Below are 15,715 nucleotides of genomic sequence, written 5' to 3'. Positions count from 1 at the left end.
GGCTTGCGTTCAGGCCTCCAGCAGTTGCGGCTGCCGCTCCTGCTCGGACGGGCTGCGCTGCGGTACTTCACCCAGCTTGAAGGCAGACACCTCGCCCATCAGGCGTGCGGCCTGCTCGCGCAGGCTGGTCGCTGCAGCGGCCGACTGCTCGACCAGGGCTGAGTTCTGCTGCGTGGCATCGTCCAGCCCGGCCACGGACTGGTTGATCTCGGCAATGCCGCGCCCCTGGGTCTGCGAAGCATCGCTGATCTCCTCGATGATCCGCGTCACCCTGGCCACGGCGTCCAGCAACTCCTGCATGGTGGCGCCCGCATGCACCACCTGCTGCGATCCGCTGCCCACCTGGGTCACGGAGTCGGTGATGAGCTGGCGCACTTCCTTGGCAGCTTCTGCCGAGCGCTGGGCCAGGCTGCGCACCTCGGCCGCCACCACGGAAAAGCCACGGCCCTGCTCGCCGGCACGCGCGGCCTCCACGGCTGCGTTCAGCGCCAGGATATTGGTCTGGAAGGCGATGGAGTCGATCACGCCGATGATGTCGGCAATCTTGCGCGACGAGTGGTTGATGCCCTCCATGGTCACCACCACTTGCTGGAAAGCCGTTCCGCCGCGCTCGGCCACGCCGCGCGCCGACTGCGCCAGCTCGCCCGCACTGCGCGTGGCCTCGGTATTGGCCTGCACGCTGTCCGTCAGCACCGACAGCGATGCCGCCGTCTGCTGCAAGGCACTGGCCGCCTGCTCGGTGCGCTGACTCAGGTCCTGGTTGCCCTGGGCCACCTCGGAGCTGGCCACGGAAATCGAATCGGCGGCCTGGCGCACAGCCCCAACCATGCGCTCCAGCGACGAGACAAAGCGGTTGAAGGCCGAGGCCAGCGCCCCCACCTCGTCATTGCTCTCCACCGGCATGCGACGGCTCAGATCGCCATGGCCGTCGGCAATCTCCTCCAGCATGCGCGCCGCGCGCCCCACGGGTGCGGCAATCGCCCGGCTCACCAGCCAGATCACCAGCAGACCTATGCCGCCGCCCACCAGGCCGGCCACGGCCGAGGTCAGCGCAATGGTTCGCCGCACGCCGCCCAGCACCTGGGCCTCGGGCAGCTCGGCAATCACGTACAGATCCAGCTCGGGCACATAGGAGGAAGCAATCAGCTGCCGGCCCGACGGCGCCTCGTACATGGCATGGGCAAAGCGCTCGCGGTTCAGCAGCGCAGCGCTGAGCTCGGCGCTGAAACCGGGCCGGTCCTTGAGCCAGTGCTTGCCGTCCACCAGCACCGGGTCGCGGTGCACGAGAATGCTGCCGTTGCCGCGCACCAGGGAGACCGAACCGGACTCGCCCACCTGGTAGGCGCGCACGGCCTGCGCCAGCTCATCCACCGACAGGCCCAGGCCCGCAATGCCTTGTCTGCCCTGGCCCGCATCGAAGCGGACATTGATGAACAGCATATAGGCGCTGGAGCTCACGTCCTTGTCGATCTCCAGCACCTGCGACTTGTCGCCCGCCAGCAGCTCATAGAACCATTGGTCACCCTGGCCCTTGGGCGCCAGCTTGCGCATCGGCCCCTGCTCGCCGAAATACTGGCCCGTGGTTCCCGACACCCAGAACACCGATGAGGCCCCGGCCTGCTGCTTGACGGCCTGGGCGTATCTGGCCCACGCGGCATTGCCATCCTCGGGCTCGCCCGCGGCCTCCCAGTCCAGCACAAAGCTGTTGCCGGCCACCGATCTGGCCATGGCCAGCGGCGTGCCGATCTGGCGCAGTATGTCGTTGCGGATCTCCCCCACCACGGCCGGAAGCTCCTGCCCCACCACACGCTCGCGCAGGCTGGCGCCCGTCAGCACAAAACCCAGCGCCGTGGAAATCGCCACGAACAGCAGCAGGCAGCTCACCATGCTGGACATGAGCTTGGTCCGTATCGACAGGTTGCGAAATGCGTGCATGGGATTCCCTCTTCTAACCAGCTGTAAGCAAGTGTTCGATCAAGGGGCGGCATCTTCTCACGCATACAGGCGCTGCATCTCAGGGACTTCCTCAGCCCGGCCCCGCAGCCGTGCCTGGGCAGGGCATTGGCAACAGTTACAGGGCCGCCAACGGCACTATTAAAACCCTTCTAAAATCGCGTTGCAGCCTGCGTTTACAGCTATACATTCAGAAGCACTCGACGCTTGCTGCATCTGGTGTTCATACGTTTTTCATTATTGTCTCTATCACCCATGACATACTGCGTCGCCCTCAAGCTCAACGCCGGCCTGGTGTTTCTGTCCGACTCCCGCACCAATGCCGGACTCGACCAGATCAGCACCTTCCGCAAAGTCATGCTGTATGAGCAACCGGGCGAGCGCTTCATGGTGCTGCAATCGGCCGGCAATCTGTCCATCACCCAGTCGGTGCGCGAGCTGCTGGAGAGCTTTCAGCTGCACGACACGACCACGGACGAGATGCTGACCATCTGGAATGTGCGCAGCATGTTCGATGCCGCGCGCGTGCTGGGCGCGGCCGTGCGCCATGTGCATGAGCGCGAAGCCACGGCGCTGCAGCGCGCCGGGGTGGACTTCAATGTCTCCATGATTTTTGGCGGCCAGATCCAGGGCGAGCGCATGCGCCTGTTCCAGGTCTATTCGGCGGGCAACTTCATCGAGGCCACGGGCGAGACGCCCTATTTCCAGATCGGCGAATCCAAGTACGGCAAGCCCGTGCTGGACCGCGTCATCACCTCCGAGACCCCGCTGGACGAAGCCGCCAAGTGCGCGCTGGTATCCATGGACAGCACGCTCAAGTCCAACCTCTCGGTGGGCCTGCCGCTGGATCTGATCGTCTACGAGAACAACCGCTTCGCCACGGACCGCATTGTCTGCCTGGACGCCGACAACCCCTATCTGCGCATGCTGCACGACAGCTGGGGCGAGCGCCTGCGCCATGTCTTCGACAGCATCGACGATCCGGCCTGGGACGGCGGCCAGACCGATACGCCGATTCGCATCCACAGCCCGCGCGCCCATCCTCTGGTCAAAGTGGGAGCACCTGCTGCATCACGCTCGGCCCATGGACTGGGTGCAGGCAATATTCCGCCCGCCGCGCTGCGCCAGCCCGTGGTGCCGGCTCAGGCTGGCCTGAGCATGGCCGATGAATACCAGCGCCTGCAGACGGCAGAGGAGCAGGCGCGCATGCAAAGACAGGCAGGCCTTTCAAGGCGCTAAACTGATCGACGCATCCAACGCCCCTTCGGGGCGTTTTTCCTGTCCAGCCCGTTCAGCGCCATGTCCCAGCCCACTGCCACCGCCAGCACGACGAACACCCTGCCCGTGGTCTTCGCGCATGCCAACAGCTTTCCCATCGGCACCTATCGTCTGCTGTTTTCGCTGCTGCGCCAACGCGGCATCGAAGCCGGCGGCGTGCAGCGCTTCGGCCATGACCCGCAACGCCCCGTCACCAACCACTGGCCGCATCTGGTGGACGAGCTCATCGAATACATCGAGCAGCAGGTCGAGCGGCACGGCCAGCCGGTCTATCTGGTGGGCCACTCGCTGGGCGGCATTCTGAGTTTTCAGGCCGCCTCCAAACGCCCTGATCTGGCGCGCGGCGTGCTGCTCATCGACTCGCCCCTGCTGGGCGGCTGGAAGGCGAACGCCGTGGGCCTGGCCAAGCAGACGCAGATCGTGGCCTCGGTCTCCCCCGGCAAGATCAGCCAGCGCCGACGCACCACCTGGGCCAGCAACGAAGAGGCGCTGGAGTATTTCCGCGGCAAGAAGGCCTTTGCCCAGTGGCATCCGCAGATGCTGCAGGACTATGTGCAGCACGGCCTGGAGGACGACCAGGGCAAGCGCAGCCTGCTGTTCAGGCGCGAGGTGGAAACCGCCATCTACAACACCCTGCCCAGCAATCTCAACAACCAGCTCAGGCGTCACCCGGTGCGCTGCCCGGTGGCCTTCATCGGCGGTCGCTCGTCGGTGGAGATGCGCCAGGTGGGCATGGAGATGACGCAGCGCATCACCCGCGGGCGCATCACCATGCTGGACGGCGGCCATCTGTTTCCCATGGAGCGGCCCGAGGCCACGGCCGCCGCCATCGAGGCTTCGCTGCTCAATATGGAGCAGACCATATTGCAGAAATCTGCTGGCAGCACTCATAAATAAGTAGCATCTTGCGCTTTTCAGCTAACGATTTCAGTATCAAAACAACCTGAAATTCAATCAGAAAAAGCGCTACAAGCTATTAAAAAAGCCGCTTGCTATCACGCAAGCGGCTTTTTTGTGGGCAGCACCAAACGCTCAATGGTGCCAGTCCACGATGCCGGTATAGGCCGTCACCAGCACGATGATGCCGAAAACGATGCGGTACCAGGCAAAGGGCACAAAGCTGTTGGTGGAGATAAAGCGCAGCAGCCAGCGCACGCACAGCCAGGCACTGATGAACGAGAAGATCAGGCCCACGGCAAACAGAGGCACATCCGCCATGGACAGCAGCGCGCGCTCCTTGTAGAGGCTGTAGACGCCCGCGCCGATCAGCGTGGGCATGGCCAGGAAGAACGAGAAGTCCGTGGCGGCCTTGCGCGACAGGCCCATGAGCATGCCGCCGATGATGGTGGAGCCGCTGCGGCTGGTGCCGGGCACCAGGGCAAAGCACTGCACCAGGCCGACCTTGAGCGCATCGAGAGCCGTCATATCGTCCACCGACTGCACGCGGGTGGCGGCGGTGGGCCGCTTCTCGGCCCACAAAATCACGAAGCCGCCGAGGATGAAGGTGGTCGCCACGATGACTGGCGTGAACAGATGCTCCTGCACATATTTGCCGAACAGCAACGCCAGCACCACGGCAGGCAAAAAGCCGATGATGACGTTGAGCGCGAACTTCTGCGCCTGGCGGCTGCTGGGCAACTCCACCAGCGTGTCCCGGATCTTCTGCCAGTACACCAGCATCACGGCAAAGATGGCACCGGTCTGGATCGCAATCTCAAACACCTTGGCCTTGCCGCCGACAAAACCCATCAGCGAACCCGCCAGGATCAGGTGGCCGGTTGAGGAAATCGGCAAGAACTCGGTCAGCCCTTCCACAATGCCCATGATGGCGGCCTTGACCAGCAATAAAGTATCCACGCGAATCGTCCTTTGGATGCAGGGTTGAAGCAAAGCCGCCCATTATCCGCTCGCCATTTTCCCGTTCGCGCTCACAAGACCTTTTCCGGCCGCCTATCGACAGACAATCGCAAACTTTTACAAGACATGGCTTGTGGTGATGGGCAAAGTCACGCGCCTGTGCTGCAATAGCTGCGCGCCGGTTGTCGGCGTTTTTTCAAAAATCACACCATCATGAAAAAATTTGTGGTCCTGGCTGTCGTGTCCCTGGCCTGCAGCATGAGCATGGCTGCCGGCGACAAGCCCAAAACCGCCCAGCAGCAGCTCATGGGCACCTGCAACACTGAAGCCACCGGCAAAAAAGGCGATGAACGCAAGGAGTTCATGAAGTCCTGCCTGTCCGACGGCAAGAAGCGTCAGCAGGAACGCATGAAGAGCTGCAATGCCGACGCCGCCGGCAAAAAGGGCGACGAGCGCAAAGCCTTCATGAGCGAGTGCCTGAAGAAGGACTGAACCGCCTTAGCGGCTTTGCCGATTCCGCGCTGCGCGCAATGCACAAAGCCACCGCAAGGTGGCTTTGTGGTTTCAGGCGGAGGCCGAGGCCGTTCGCCGGGCGCGGCGTTTTTTTAACCAGATGACGACGCCGGTGATGGACAGCATGGCCACCATCACGCCGACCACCGATATCAGCACACGCCCGAAGGTGCCCAGGATGCGGCCGCTGTGCAGCGGCAGCTGCAGTTGCACGAAGACATCGGCTCCCGTGCCGTGCCAGGGACGATAGCTGCCCAGCACCTCGCCGCTTTCCGAGCTCACATAGACATTGGACAGCCCCATGCCCATGGCCCCGGTCTCGTCATCGGGATCGAAGAAGGACACGTTGTAGAACGGGAAATCCCCGCCATACCAGATGCCGCCGGCCTCGGTCTTGATGCCCAGCCGCACCGCCTCCTTGCGTGCGATCTCAATGGCCGTGGCAAAACCGATCTTAGGCTCGATAAAGCTGCCCAGAGGTGCCGGCTTGAGCGTCTCGTAGGGGCCGGGCGTGGTGGTCGACACCTTGCTCATCACGGGATAGAACACCTCGCGGTAGAGATTGATCGAGAACGAGGTGAAGGCCACGATGACGATTACCCCCCAGATCCACAGCGCACCTGCGCGGTGCAGGTCGAAATTGAGCTTGTAGGCACCGGCGCCCCAGCGTATGCGCCAGGACGGCATCCAGCGCGCCCACCAGGACTTGCCGCCAGCCTTGGCGGGCGCGTCCTGCGCCGCAGCCGCCTTCTTCTTCACCGGCAGGGTCAGCACCAGCGCCCAGAAGCTGTCGGCCAGCCACAGCAGTGCGAGACCGCCCATGAACCAATAGCCCCAGCGGTTGCTGCCCGCAAACGTGGGACTGAGCAGGCTTTCATGCAGATGGCGCAGCCAGGGCATGAGATTACGCCAGCTCAGGGCCAGGCTCTTGGAGTCACGGTGGCCGGTGATGACTCCCGTCACCGGGTCCACGAACACCGTGTTGTAGCCCAGCACATGGGGCTTGCCCGTGGCCTGGTCCACCAGCGGGCGCACCAGAAAGGAAGCCGCCTCGCCCTCGCGCAGGCCCAGGCTCATATACGAGATCTCGGCGCGCGCATCGGCTGCCTGCACGGCCCGGGCCAGTTGCAGCGGCGTCTGCAGCGGGCCGCGTCCCGGCGTGTGCAGCATGTCGGCATTGAGCCAGTCGTCGATTTCATGATCCCACGAGAGCACCGCTCCCGTGAGACCGGTCATGACCAGGAAGGCCGCGAGAAACAGGCCGACCCAGCGATGAACCACGGTCCACAGAGCTCGCATCAGAAGTCCACGCTGGCGGTCAGCGAGAAGGTACGCGGCGCGCCCTGCACCAGATAGCCGTTGGTGGCATAACCGCCGACCGAGGCCCAGTAGTTGCGGTTGGCCACGTTGTCCACGCGTGCATTCAGAGTCACCAGCTTGCCGCCGACGTCCATCAGATAGCGGGCGCCCAGGTCAAAGCGGGTCCAGGCCGGCACGCGCTGGGTGTTGCCGGCATTGGCGTACTGAGCGCCGGTATACATCAGCCGCGCATTCAATGCCAGGCCGTGCACGCCCGGCACATCCCAGTCAGCGCCGATATTGGCCTGGCTGCGGGGCACGCCCACCACGCGCTTGCCATCATTGGCGCCACTCGCCGTGGTCAGGTATTTGGCGTCCAGCAGAGTCAGGCCGCCGAGCAAGCGCAGGCCCTTGACGGGCTCGCCGAACACATTGAACTCCAGACCGCGATTGCGCTGCTTGCCGAACACGCCGTAGACATTGTTCTCCACATAGGCGCTGGGCATGCTGGTGGTGAAGAAGGAGGCGCTGGCGCCGATATTGCCGCCGTCGTATTTGAGGCCTGCCTCCTTCTGGCGGGAGACATAGGGAGCGAACACCTGGCCAGCATTGCTGACCACCTGGCCTCCGTTGGTCATGGGTGCGCTACCGCCCTTGGCCAGCCCTTCGATGTAGTTGGCATAAGCCGACACCTCAGGAGTCAGCTTGAACACCAGGCCCGCCACCGGAGTCACGCGGCTCTTGTCGTAGTTGCCCGAGCTTGCGCCCGTCGTTGCATCGAAGCCGTCGACCTTGATGCTCTGGTAGCGCATGCCCACCGTCAGCAGCAGGCGCTCGTCCATGAAGCCCAGGGTATCGGCCAGCGCCAGGCTGCTGGTCTTGATGCGCTCGGTCTCGCGCGGGCTGCCCAGTATGCCTCCCAGTCCGGTATAGCCAGGCGCAGGCAGGGCCACCGGGTTGTAGATGTTGTTGCTCTGGCCGGTTGCGTAGTTATAGCCCCAGGCATTGCGCTCGCTGGAATCGAAGGCCGACAGCGAAGCCACCACCGAATGCTTGACCGAGCCGGTCTCAAACTTGCCGCGCAGGCCCAGCTCGCCGGTCTTGACGCGGTTCTTGCGCGTGTTGTCGAAGCGGTTGACCGTGGCATCGCCTGCCGCGCTGGACAGCGTCAGGCCCGACAGCGCGTTGTCCTCGCTGCCCCGGCGCATGCCCACAGCGGCCCAGCCAGTCCATTGGTCGTTGAAGTCGTACTCCCCGCGCAACGTGCCGAACAGGTCGCGGCTGTTGGAGTAGGTCCAGGGCTGTGCATAGTTGGTCTTGCTGTCCGGTGCGGCCGGAATTGGCAGATTGCCCGAAGGTGTCAGCGAGGGACGCGGCGCCGTCAGCTTGTGTTCCTGCCAGCCCAGATCGGCCGACAGGCGTGCACGGCTGCTGCGCCAGTCCAGGCCCAGCGAGCCGACTGTGGTGTGAACCTTCTCGCTGCTCACGCCGGTGCCGCCGCTGCGCCGCGCAAGATTCAGGCGCACACCGGCTGCATCATCGGGGCCGAAGCGGCGAGCCACATCAGCAGCCGCGTAAGCCTGCCCGCCACTGGCGCCACCCAGGGTCACACGATTGAGCGGCTCGTTGCCCGCACGCTTGGGCACCACATTGATGAGGCCGCCCAGACCGCCACCGCTGACGCTGCCGGCGCCCGCGCCGCTGAGAAAGGCATTCGCTCCGCGAAACACCTCCACACGTTCCACGAACTCCGACGCCATGTACTGGCGCGGCACCAGACCGTACAGACCGTTATAGGCCACATCGTCGGAATACAGCACAAAGCCGCGCACAAAGTAGGCCTGCTGGAAGTTACCGAAGCCGCGTGCCGAGCGCACGCCGGCATCGTTGAGCAACACATCGCCCACGCTCTTGGCCTGCTGATCCTGAATCAGATCGCTGGTATAGCTGGTGGCGTAAAACGGGGTCTCCATCATGTCCTGATTTCCCAGCACGCCGACACGCGCGCCGCGCGCCACCTGCCCACCCGCAAAAGGCTTGGCCAGACCCTGGGCCGAAGCATCGGCGCTGGCCTCCACGGTCACGGTCTGCAGGGCAGCTTCTGATTCAGTGCTGGAAGTCTGGGCAAAAACACTCTGCTGGCTGCACAGTGCGAGAGCAGCCAGGGAAATCGGTCGGAGCAGGAACATTATTAATGTTATTGAGAATGATTTTCAGAATCGTTAATTTTAATAATAAATCTCCTTTGCCGATGCCAAACACCCTGAGATCTCAACGGGATCCAAGGCAGGCTGCAAGTCCTGAAGCTGCCGCGTGATATGTGTGCGCGCACAAACAAACGCACAAACAAACACAGGCAAAACCAGTACACCACTCACACCTGCTGAGGAGCAACTGGCTCCCGTGTCTGGTCACTTCGTCGCAAAGCACTGGTCGGCAGCAGGCCCGGCTTGCACAGTCATGTGCAAGCACCAGGAGCCAGCCATGACACTCACACCTCTGATTGCCTTTCACATGGGTTGCGCCATCGCAGCCACCTTGACCGGAGCCACTGCACTCTGGGCCAGGCGCCAGGCCGGCCCGCTGCCCTGGCTGCACAGAATCGCAGGCTATGGCTTCGTGCTGCTCATGCTGGCCACCGCCATCTCCGCCTTGTTCATACGCGACTTCAAGCTGCCCAACTGGGCAGGCTTCACGCCCATTCATCTGCTGATTCCCGTGACGCTGGGCAGCCTGGCGCTGTCCTTCTGGCATCTGGCCCATCGACGCATTGCCCAGCATCGCAGCGTCATGCGCAAGCTGTACTTCGGCAGCTGCGTCGTCGCTGGACTGTTCACGCTGCTTCCGGGCCGGCTGCTCGGCAATCTGCTGTGGCAGCGATTGGCCTGATCCCCGTTCTCACCCCCACGCTCGACAAGGAAAAGACATGAACCCGATCTCTGAAGACACTCTGCACCAGCAGGCACGCCGCCGCGCCGGCATGAAGCTGGGCTGGTATATCCATGCAGCGGCCTATGCTGCGGTGAATCTCGGGCTCATGGCCCTGGCCCTGAGCCAGGGACGGCACTGGGCCGTCTACCCGGCTCTGGGCTGGGGTCTGGGCCTGCTGATTCATGGCGCAGTGGTCTGGCTGCTGGCACCCGGCAGTCCCCTCTTTCAACAACTGCTGGAGCACGAGCTGAAAACGCTGCAGCGCAGCGAAAAGCGCTAGATGCCGGACCGCCCATCACCTACCATGCCCGTCATGTCCATGTTTGCGCCCGCTCCCCTGTTGCGTCACGCCGGCATCACCGTGGCTGCCTGTCTGCTGATCGCTGCGGCCTTGACCGCTCTGGGCCAGGGCCTGTGGGATGTCAATCTCGCCTACTCGCTGGCCATAGGCCTGATCAGCTGGCTGAGCATCGATCTGCTCAGGCTGCGCTGGCGCGAGTCCGACGACATTCCCTGGCCGCGCGGCATGCGCGGCATGGCCGTGGTGCCGCTGGGAATTGCAGCAGGCCTGATTCTGGGCAATCCGCTCGGTAGTTTCTACGTTCAGCAACTCCATCCCGAACTGCCCGCCGCAGCCCGGCCCTCGCTATGGTTGCCGCTTGCCATCACCATGGCGACCAGCATTGCCATGTCCTGGGGCTTTTATGTGGTGGGCAAGTCGCGCCATCTGCAAATGCAGGCAGAGCAGGCCCAGCGCCAGGCCGCCGAAGCCCGGCTCAGCCTGCTGCAGGCCCAGCTGGAGCCACATATGCTGTTCAACACCCTGGCCAATCTTCGCGTGCTGATCACCACCGATGCGCCACGCGCCGAGCAGATGCTCGATCATCTGATTGCCTACCTGCGTGCCACGCTGGCCGGCTCGCGCCACGGCACGCACAGTCTTGCCAGCGAATTTGCCTTGCTGGCCGACTATCTGGCCTTGATGCAGATCCGCATGGGCGACCGGCTCAGCTATGGCCTGCATCTGCCCGCTGAACTGGCCGAACTGCCCGTGCCAACCCTGCTGCTGCAACCGCTGGTGGAGAACAGCATTCGCCACGGACTGGAGCCCCAGCTGGCCGGCGGCCACATTGCCGTTCAGGCCGGCATGCTGGATGACCGCCATCTCCTGCTCAGCGTGCATGACAATGGCCTGGGCCTGCCGGCGCTGCCTGGCCAGCCCCCTTCCGGCTCCGGCTTTGGCCTGCAGCAGATTCGCGAACGCCTGGCCAGTCGCTACGGCAGCGCTGCCCGCTTCGACCTGACAGCAGACCGAGCAGGCGGAACCAGGGCCTGCATCGTATTACCCCTGAGGTCCCAGCCATGAACACCAATCCGCCGCGCGCCCTGATTGCCGAAGACGAACCGCTGCTGGCCCTGGCATTGCAGCAGTTGCTGGGCCAGCTCTGGCCCCAGTTGCAGATCGAGGCCAGGGTGGCCGACGGCATCAGCGCCGTGCAGCAGGCGCTGGAGCGGTTGCCCGATCTGCTGTTCCTGGACATTCGCATGCCCGGCCAGACGGGGCTGGAAGCCGCCGCCGAAATCGCCGATGCCTGGCCTGAGGAGCAAGCGCTGCCGGCGATTGTCTTTGTCACCGCCTACGACCAGTACGCCCTGGCGGCCTTCGAGGCCTGCGCCATGGACTATGTGCTCAAGCCGGTGCAGGCAGCACGTCTGGGCCAGACCGTGCAGCGCCTGCAGCAGTGGTGGCAGCAGCGCCAGCCGGTACAGGGCAAGGACCTTGCCATGCACAATCACCGTCAGCTCGAACAACTGCTCGGGCTGCAGCAGCAACTGCTGGGGCAGGTCCCCGCCGCGCTGCAGATCATTCAGGCCAGCGTCGGCAACCAGATCCATATGGTGAGGGTGCAGGACATCATCTACCTCGAAGCCGCCGATAAATATCTGCGCGTGCTGACGGCCGCTCAGGAGTATCTGATCCGCACCCCGCTCAAGGATTTGCTGCCGCAGCTCGACGCCCGCGAGTTCTGGCAAATCCATCGCGGTACCGTGGTGCGCGTTCAAGCCATTGCCAGTGCCCAGCGTGACGAGTCCGGGCGCCTGAGCCTGCTGCTGCGTGACCGCCCTGAAAAGCTGGCCGTCAGCCGTCTATACGCAACACGGTTCAAGGCGATGTAGTCAGCTCCATCACATCCTCCCAGTCCACCCCCTGCATGGCATCCCAATGCGCCACGATGACACTGCGGGGTCGCGCCGGGTTCTTGAGCTCGGCTGCCATGGCAGCCAGCGCATGCTGCACATAATGCTCGGACGGCTTGTCCAGCGCCGCCAGCGGCTCGTCGATCAGTACCAGCTCGGCTGCGCTGGCCCAGCCAGCGGCCATCCACAGCTTGCGCTGCGTGCCCGACGACAGGGCCAGCAGCGGCTTGTGCAGATGCGGCTCCAGCCCGAAGCCCTGCACATGCTGCTCGAACTGCTGCTGCAACCAATGCGGATACAGCGTGCGCTGCAAAGCCACCCAGCTCTCGGCCGGCATCTGGCTGTAGACATCGTTGAGCGGCTGGCGTGGGTCCTGCCAGAAGCAGGAGCTTGCAGCCAGGCGGCCGTTATCGGCGAACGGATAGTGCAGCAAGCCCATGCGCAGCGGCAATTGCCCAGCCAATGCCTTGAGCCAGCTGGTCTTGCCCGTGCCCTCGTCGCCTTGCAGCAGACACAACCCTGCATGCCAGCAATGCGAGGCCTCATGGGCCACCACCCGGCCCGGGTAGCCGAAGCTCACCTGCAGAGCCTGCACCATGCAGAGCGACTCGCAGCCATCATCGAGTTCAGAATTCATAGCTGACAACGCCTTTGTATATATGTCCACGGCTGATTGTGTCCAAAGAACCCACGGCCATGCGCAAAGCAAGGCACAGGCACAATGGCGTCCCTCTCAACAGCGCGCAATATGCCATGGCTCTGGATTATCTGGAATTCGATTACAGCGAAGATGAAGAAGGCACGGGCACCTGGGACGCCATGGCCAGCGTCAAGGCCGAGCGCGTACCAGCTTTGGCCGGCGAAATCGAATCCCTGCTGCGCTGGGCCAGCCAGAAGTTTGCTGGCCGCCAGGGCGCCCTGGAAGACGGCAATGACTGGGACTATGACCTGCAGGCGCAGGACGACGACGGCCAGCCCCTGAGCGCCCGCTTCGACAGGGCAGCAGGCAGGCTGGAGCTGCAGGCCTCGGCCACGGGCCGCACCACGGTCAGCCTTTGCCTTTCCGGCTCCACGCAGTTCGGCGATGCACTGCGCCAGGCCTTTGATCTCGAAGCCTGACATCCGGGCCTGCAGCCACGGCGCTTGAAGTCAGGTGCGTGCTGTGCACAATGGATGGCTCCAAGCGATTTGCAAAGGCAATGCCATGACCGAGCGACTCTCTGCCCCGTTTGTCATCGAGCAATTCATCAAGGCACCGCGCGAGCTGGTCTATGCGGCCTTCACGCAAGGCGAGCACCTGAGTCACTGGATGCGCCCGCCCGGCATGGTGATGACGCAATGCGAAGTGGATGCACGCGAAGGCGGCAGCTTTCATTACGGCATGCGTGCCGAAGCCATGCCCCAAGCACCCGCGATGTGGGGCAAATGGAGCTTCAGGGAGCTGAAAGCGCCCGAGCGCATCGTCGTCGTGGTGCAGTTCAGCGATGCCGCAGGCGGCGTCACGCGCCACCCGATGGCGCCGCAATGGCCGCTCTATACCCTGTCGACCACCACGCTCGGCGAGGAAGCCGGCGGCACGCGCCTGCATCTGGAATGGCGTGCCCTTAACGCCAGTGTCGTGGAAGAAGCGGTGTTCGACAGCTCGCACGCCAACATGAACATGGGCTGGAGCGGCAGCATGCAGTTGCTGGCCGGCTATCTGGCCAGGATACAGGCGGCCTAGCGATCCATATCCTGTCGCTGCCTGGGTGGCTCGGCCGCATTTCTGCGACTGGCCCCGGCACGCCCGGCCTTGCTCCACTGATAGTCCACTCCATCGGGCGTCTTGCCATCCTCGACCGCAGACACGCCCACAGGCCCGACCATATCGCGCAACTCCGACGAAATCACCACATGGGCATGGCGCTCGTCCTTGCGCAGCTGCTGGCACAGGGCCAGCGCCTCGCTCATCTGCGCATCGGAGAAGGCCCGGCATTGCGGCTGCCAGACCGGTGTCTGGCCCTCGGGCTCGGAGTTGCGCAGGTAGAAAACAGCAATGCTCATGGTTTGATCTTCACAACAACAGAGCCACGGTTGTAACCCAGAGCACAAGCCTGCACGGCGCGCTCACTCTTTGCGCTGCCCCGCTTCCAGCGGCTCCCAGCGCCCTGCCACATTCTTGAGCAAGGTGTTCACGGCCGTCAGCCTGCGGTTTCTGACGCTGTTGAGGCTGTTCTGGGCGCTGAGCACCGTCGTCTGGGCCGAGAGCACATTCAGATAGGCCACGATGCCGGCCTGGTACTGGTTGTTGGCCACTGTCAGCGACTTCTGCGCTGCGGCCAGGGCCTCGGTCTGCACCTGCTCCTCCTGGGCCAGATTGACGGCAGCGACCAGATTGTCCTCCACCTCCTGCAGCGCAGTCAGCACGGTCTGCTTGTAGGTGGCGGCATTCAGGTCCAGCGTGGCACGGGCCGACTCCACGGCCGCCGAACGCGCGCCGCCGTCAAACAGACTCATGGCCAGCGCCGGTCCCAGCGACCAGAACAGATTCGGCGCATTGAGCAGATCGGAGAGCACGGAGTTGCGATAGCCGGCCGATGCCGACAGGGTCAGCGAGGGGAAATAGGCCGCACGCGCCACGCCTATCTGCGCATTGGCCATGGCCACGCGGCGCTCGGCGGCAGCGATGTCGGGGCGCCTCTCCAGCAAGGTGGAGGCCAGCATCTCGGGCACTGCAGGCGGCGTCGGCAGGTGGCCGGTGACCGGCAGGCTGAAATTGGCCGGGGCCTTGCCCAGCAAGGCCGCCAGCGCATGCTCGTACTGGGCACGCGTGATGCTGGCCTCCAGCAGGCTGGCCTGGGTGCTCTTGTACTGGGACTGGGCCTGCGCCACATCGGCCGAAGACACCACGCCCGCCTGGTAGCGATTCTGCGTGAGCTTCAGGCTTTGCTCGTAGGCCTCCAAACTCTCCTGCAGATACTTCATCTGCGCCTCGACGGCACGCAGCGAGAAATAGGTCTGGGCCACCGATGCCTGGGCCGACAGACGGGCCGCAGCCAGATCGTCGGCACTGGCCTGGGCCGAAGCGCGGCTGGCATCCACCGCGCCCGAGAGCTTGCCCCAGAGATCCAGCTCCCAGCTGGCGCTCAGGCCCAGCGAGAAGTTGTTGTTGATGCTGCCGCTGCGCGCCACGTTCTCGCCATTGGTGTTGCTGTAGGTGCCGCCGCCAGTCAAGGCACGCGAGCCGCTGCCCGTGGTGCCGAGCGTGGGCAATTGCGCGGCGCGGCTGCTGGCGACGGCGGCCTGGGCCGAGCGCAGACGGGCCACGGCCTGCTCCACGCCGGGATTGCCTGCGGCTGCCGCCTGCTGCAGCTGATCGAGCGTGCTGTCGCCATACACCGTCCACCACTGGTCGGGCACTGCCGCGGCCGGGCTGGCCGCCGAGCTCTGCGCCGGTTGCCAAATGCCGAACTGCGCAGCCTGCGGAGTGGCTTCCTTGAACTGCGCGGGCACTTCCAGCTTTGGCACTTGATAAGCAGGCTGAGTGGAGCATGCGGCCAGCAAGACAGCGACAACGATCGGCAATAGACGGGGAAGCGAGCGAGGCAGCGCCATGACGGATGTATTCATAAAAGTGAGCTGCTTGCGCTTCTCCTGACTGGATTTGAAGCCGATTTGATTCAAAAAGTGTGCTGGCATATTCATC

Annotated in this window: 16 protein-coding genes; 9 read left to right on the top strand and 7 right to left on the bottom strand. The window is 64.0% G+C overall.

Going from position 1 to position 15,715, the window contains the following annotated elements; all coding sequences use genetic code 11:
* Positions 1-9 precede the first annotated feature (9 nt).
* A complete protein-coding gene (locus CSE6_RS17470; protein ID WP_059441109.1) occupies positions 10-1,935 on the bottom strand; it encodes a methyl-accepting chemotaxis protein in 1,926 nt (641 codons plus the stop codon).
* Between the two features lie 273 nt (positions 1,936-2,208).
* Between CSE6_RS17470 and CSE6_RS17465 the strand changes: the two genes are divergently transcribed.
* Together CSE6_RS17465 and CSE6_RS17460 are read left to right on the top strand one after the other, a co-directional pair.
* The gene (locus CSE6_RS17465) at positions 2,209-3,192 is read left to right on the top strand and encodes a proteasome-type protease (protein ID WP_034352787.1); all 984 of its coding nucleotides are present in this window, start codon (positions 2,209-2,211) and stop codon (positions 3,190-3,192) included.
* Between the two features lie 60 nt (positions 3,193-3,252).
* Entirely contained in the window at positions 3,253-4,128 is an 876-nt protein-coding gene (locus CSE6_RS17460; RefSeq protein WP_059441108.1) for an alpha/beta fold hydrolase, read from the top strand.
* 135 nt (positions 4,129-4,263) lie between these two features.
* On the opposite strand, the gene CSE6_RS17455 is transcribed toward CSE6_RS17460, so the two are convergent.
* The gene (locus CSE6_RS17455; protein WP_059441107.1) at positions 4,264-5,088 is read right to left on the bottom strand and encodes an undecaprenyl-diphosphate phosphatase; all 825 of its coding nucleotides are present in this window, start codon (positions 5,086-5,088) and stop codon (positions 4,264-4,266) included.
* Between the two features lie 213 nt (positions 5,089-5,301).
* Here CSE6_RS17455 and CSE6_RS17450 point away from each other — a divergent pair, with 213 nt between their 5' ends.
* Positions 5,302-5,580, top strand: coding sequence for a PsiF family protein (locus CSE6_RS17450; RefSeq protein ID WP_003052901.1), 279 nt, complete (start codon positions 5,302-5,304; stop codon positions 5,578-5,580).
* 72 nt (positions 5,581-5,652) lie between these two features.
* On the opposite strand, the gene CSE6_RS17445 is transcribed toward CSE6_RS17450, so the two are convergent.
* Together CSE6_RS17445 and CSE6_RS17440 are read right to left on the bottom strand one after the other, a co-directional pair.
* Positions 5,653-6,900 carry a PepSY domain-containing protein gene (locus tag CSE6_RS17445; protein ID WP_059441106.1) on the bottom strand — a complete coding sequence of 416 codons (1,248 nt, stop codon included), beginning with the start codon at positions 6,898-6,900 and terminating at the stop codon, positions 5,653-5,655.
* The gene (locus tag CSE6_RS17440; protein ID WP_059441105.1) at positions 6,900-9,089 is read right to left on the bottom strand and encodes a TonB-dependent siderophore receptor; all 2,190 of its coding nucleotides are present in this window, start codon (positions 9,087-9,089) and stop codon (positions 6,900-6,902) included. The genes CSE6_RS17445 and CSE6_RS17440 overlap by 1 nt, the downstream gene beginning before the upstream one ends.
* A gap of 295 nt (positions 9,090-9,384) precedes the next feature.
* On the opposite strand from CSE6_RS17440, the gene CSE6_RS17435 reads away from it, so the two are divergent.
* Genes CSE6_RS17435 through CSE6_RS17420 form a run of 4 tightly spaced genes read left to right on the top strand, consistent with a single transcriptional unit; the run spans position 9,385 to position 12,009 of the window.
* Positions 9,385-9,789 carry a DUF2306 domain-containing protein gene (locus tag CSE6_RS17435; RefSeq protein ID WP_034352920.1) on the top strand — a complete coding sequence of 135 codons (405 nt, stop codon included), beginning with the start codon at positions 9,385-9,387 and terminating at the stop codon, positions 9,787-9,789.
* Positions 9,790-9,826: 37 nt separating this feature from the next.
* On the top strand, positions 9,827-10,111 hold the full coding sequence (locus CSE6_RS17430) for a 2TM domain-containing protein (RefSeq protein WP_059441104.1): 285 nt from the start codon (positions 9,827-9,829) through the stop codon (positions 10,109-10,111).
* A gap of 24 nt (positions 10,112-10,135) precedes the next feature.
* Complete coding sequence (locus tag CSE6_RS17425; RefSeq protein ID WP_059441134.1) at positions 10,136-11,197, top strand: sensor histidine kinase; 1,062 nt, start codon at positions 10,136-10,138, stop codon at positions 11,195-11,197.
* Positions 11,194-12,009, top strand: a complete 816-nt coding sequence (locus CSE6_RS17420; protein WP_059441103.1) for a LytTR family DNA-binding domain-containing protein — start codon at positions 11,194-11,196, stop codon at positions 12,007-12,009. The genes CSE6_RS17425 and CSE6_RS17420 overlap by 4 nt, the downstream gene beginning before the upstream one ends.
* Here CSE6_RS17420 and CSE6_RS17415 read toward each other — a convergent pair.
* Positions 11,996-12,667 carry an ATP-binding cassette domain-containing protein gene (locus tag CSE6_RS17415; RefSeq protein ID WP_034389480.1) on the bottom strand — a complete coding sequence of 224 codons (672 nt, stop codon included), beginning with the start codon at positions 12,665-12,667 and terminating at the stop codon, positions 11,996-11,998. The genes CSE6_RS17420 and CSE6_RS17415 overlap by 14 nt on opposite strands.
* 116 nt (positions 12,668-12,783) lie before the next feature.
* Here CSE6_RS17415 and CSE6_RS17410 point away from each other — a divergent pair, with 116 nt between their 5' ends.
* Complete coding sequence (locus tag CSE6_RS17410; RefSeq protein ID WP_034352927.1) at positions 12,784-13,149, top strand: hypothetical protein; 366 nt, start codon at positions 12,784-12,786, stop codon at positions 13,147-13,149.
* An 85-nt stretch (positions 13,150-13,234) separates the two neighbouring features.
* Positions 13,235-13,753, top strand: a complete 519-nt coding sequence (locus CSE6_RS17405) for an SRPBCC domain-containing protein (RefSeq protein WP_059441102.1) — start codon at positions 13,235-13,237, stop codon at positions 13,751-13,753.
* On the opposite strand, the gene CSE6_RS17400 is transcribed toward CSE6_RS17405, so the two are convergent.
* Both CSE6_RS17400 and CSE6_RS17395 read right to left on the bottom strand, forming a co-directional pair.
* Positions 13,750-14,073 carry a hypothetical protein gene (locus tag CSE6_RS17400; protein ID WP_012839346.1) on the bottom strand — a complete coding sequence of 108 codons (324 nt, stop codon included), beginning with the start codon at positions 14,071-14,073 and terminating at the stop codon, positions 13,750-13,752. The genes CSE6_RS17405 and CSE6_RS17400 overlap by 4 nt on opposite strands.
* A 63-nt stretch (positions 14,074-14,136) precedes the next feature.
* The gene (locus tag CSE6_RS17395; protein ID WP_083994758.1) at positions 14,137-15,714 is read right to left on the bottom strand and encodes an efflux transporter outer membrane subunit; all 1,578 of its coding nucleotides are present in this window, start codon (positions 15,712-15,714) and stop codon (positions 14,137-14,139) included.
* Between the last annotated feature and the right edge of the window lies 1 nt (position 15,715).

It is taken from the genome of Comamonas sp. E6 (assembly GCF_001010305.1).
Lineage (GTDB): Bacteria > Pseudomonadota > Gammaproteobacteria > Burkholderiales > Burkholderiaceae_C > Comamonas > Comamonas thiooxydans.
Note: the sequence above shows the minus strand (reverse complement) of the source record. Positions and strands in the feature narration are given on the sequence as shown.

Excerpts from the sequence above, each read along its gene's own strand:
- CSE6_RS17415 (WP_034389480.1), bottom strand. The coding sequence starts at position 12,667 with ATGAATTCTGAACTCGATGATGGCTGCGAGTCGCTCTGCATGGTGCAG.
- CSE6_RS17470 (WP_059441109.1), bottom strand. The coding sequence starts at position 1,935 with ATGCACGCATTTCGCAACCTGTCGATACGGACCAAGCTCATGTCCAGC.
- CSE6_RS17425 (WP_059441134.1), top strand. The coding sequence starts at position 10,136 with ATGCCCGTCATGTCCATGTTTGCGCCCGCTCCCCTGTTGCGTCACGCC.
- CSE6_RS17435 (WP_034352920.1), top strand. The coding sequence starts at position 9,385 with ATGACACTCACACCTCTGATTGCCTTTCACATGGGTTGCGCCATCGCA.
- CSE6_RS17450 (WP_003052901.1), top strand. The coding sequence starts at position 5,302 with ATGAAAAAATTTGTGGTCCTGGCTGTCGTGTCCCTGGCCTGCAGCATG.
- CSE6_RS17405 (WP_059441102.1), top strand. The coding sequence starts at position 13,235 with ATGACCGAGCGACTCTCTGCCCCGTTTGTCATCGAGCAATTCATCAAG.
- CSE6_RS17410 (WP_034352927.1), top strand. The coding sequence starts at position 12,784 with ATGGCTCTGGATTATCTGGAATTCGATTACAGCGAAGATGAAGAAGGC.
- CSE6_RS17465 (WP_034352787.1), top strand. The coding sequence starts at position 2,209 with ATGACATACTGCGTCGCCCTCAAGCTCAACGCCGGCCTGGTGTTTCTG.
- CSE6_RS17420 (WP_059441103.1), top strand. The coding sequence starts at position 11,194 with ATGAACACCAATCCGCCGCGCGCCCTGATTGCCGAAGACGAACCGCTG.
- CSE6_RS17440 (WP_059441105.1), bottom strand. The coding sequence starts at position 9,089 with ATGTTCCTGCTCCGACCGATTTCCCTGGCTGCTCTCGCACTGTGCAGC.
- CSE6_RS17395 (WP_083994758.1), bottom strand. The coding sequence starts at position 15,714 with ATGAATATGCCAGCACACTTTTTGAATCAAATCGGCTTCAAATCCAGT.
- CSE6_RS17445 (WP_059441106.1), bottom strand. The coding sequence starts at position 6,900 with ATGCGAGCTCTGTGGACCGTGGTTCATCGCTGGGTCGGCCTGTTTCTC.
- CSE6_RS17430 (WP_059441104.1), top strand. The coding sequence starts at position 9,827 with ATGAACCCGATCTCTGAAGACACTCTGCACCAGCAGGCACGCCGCCGC.
- CSE6_RS17400 (WP_012839346.1), bottom strand. The coding sequence starts at position 14,073 with ATGAGCATTGCTGTTTTCTACCTGCGCAACTCCGAGCCCGAGGGCCAG.
- CSE6_RS17460 (WP_059441108.1), top strand. The coding sequence starts at position 3,253 with ATGTCCCAGCCCACTGCCACCGCCAGCACGACGAACACCCTGCCCGTG.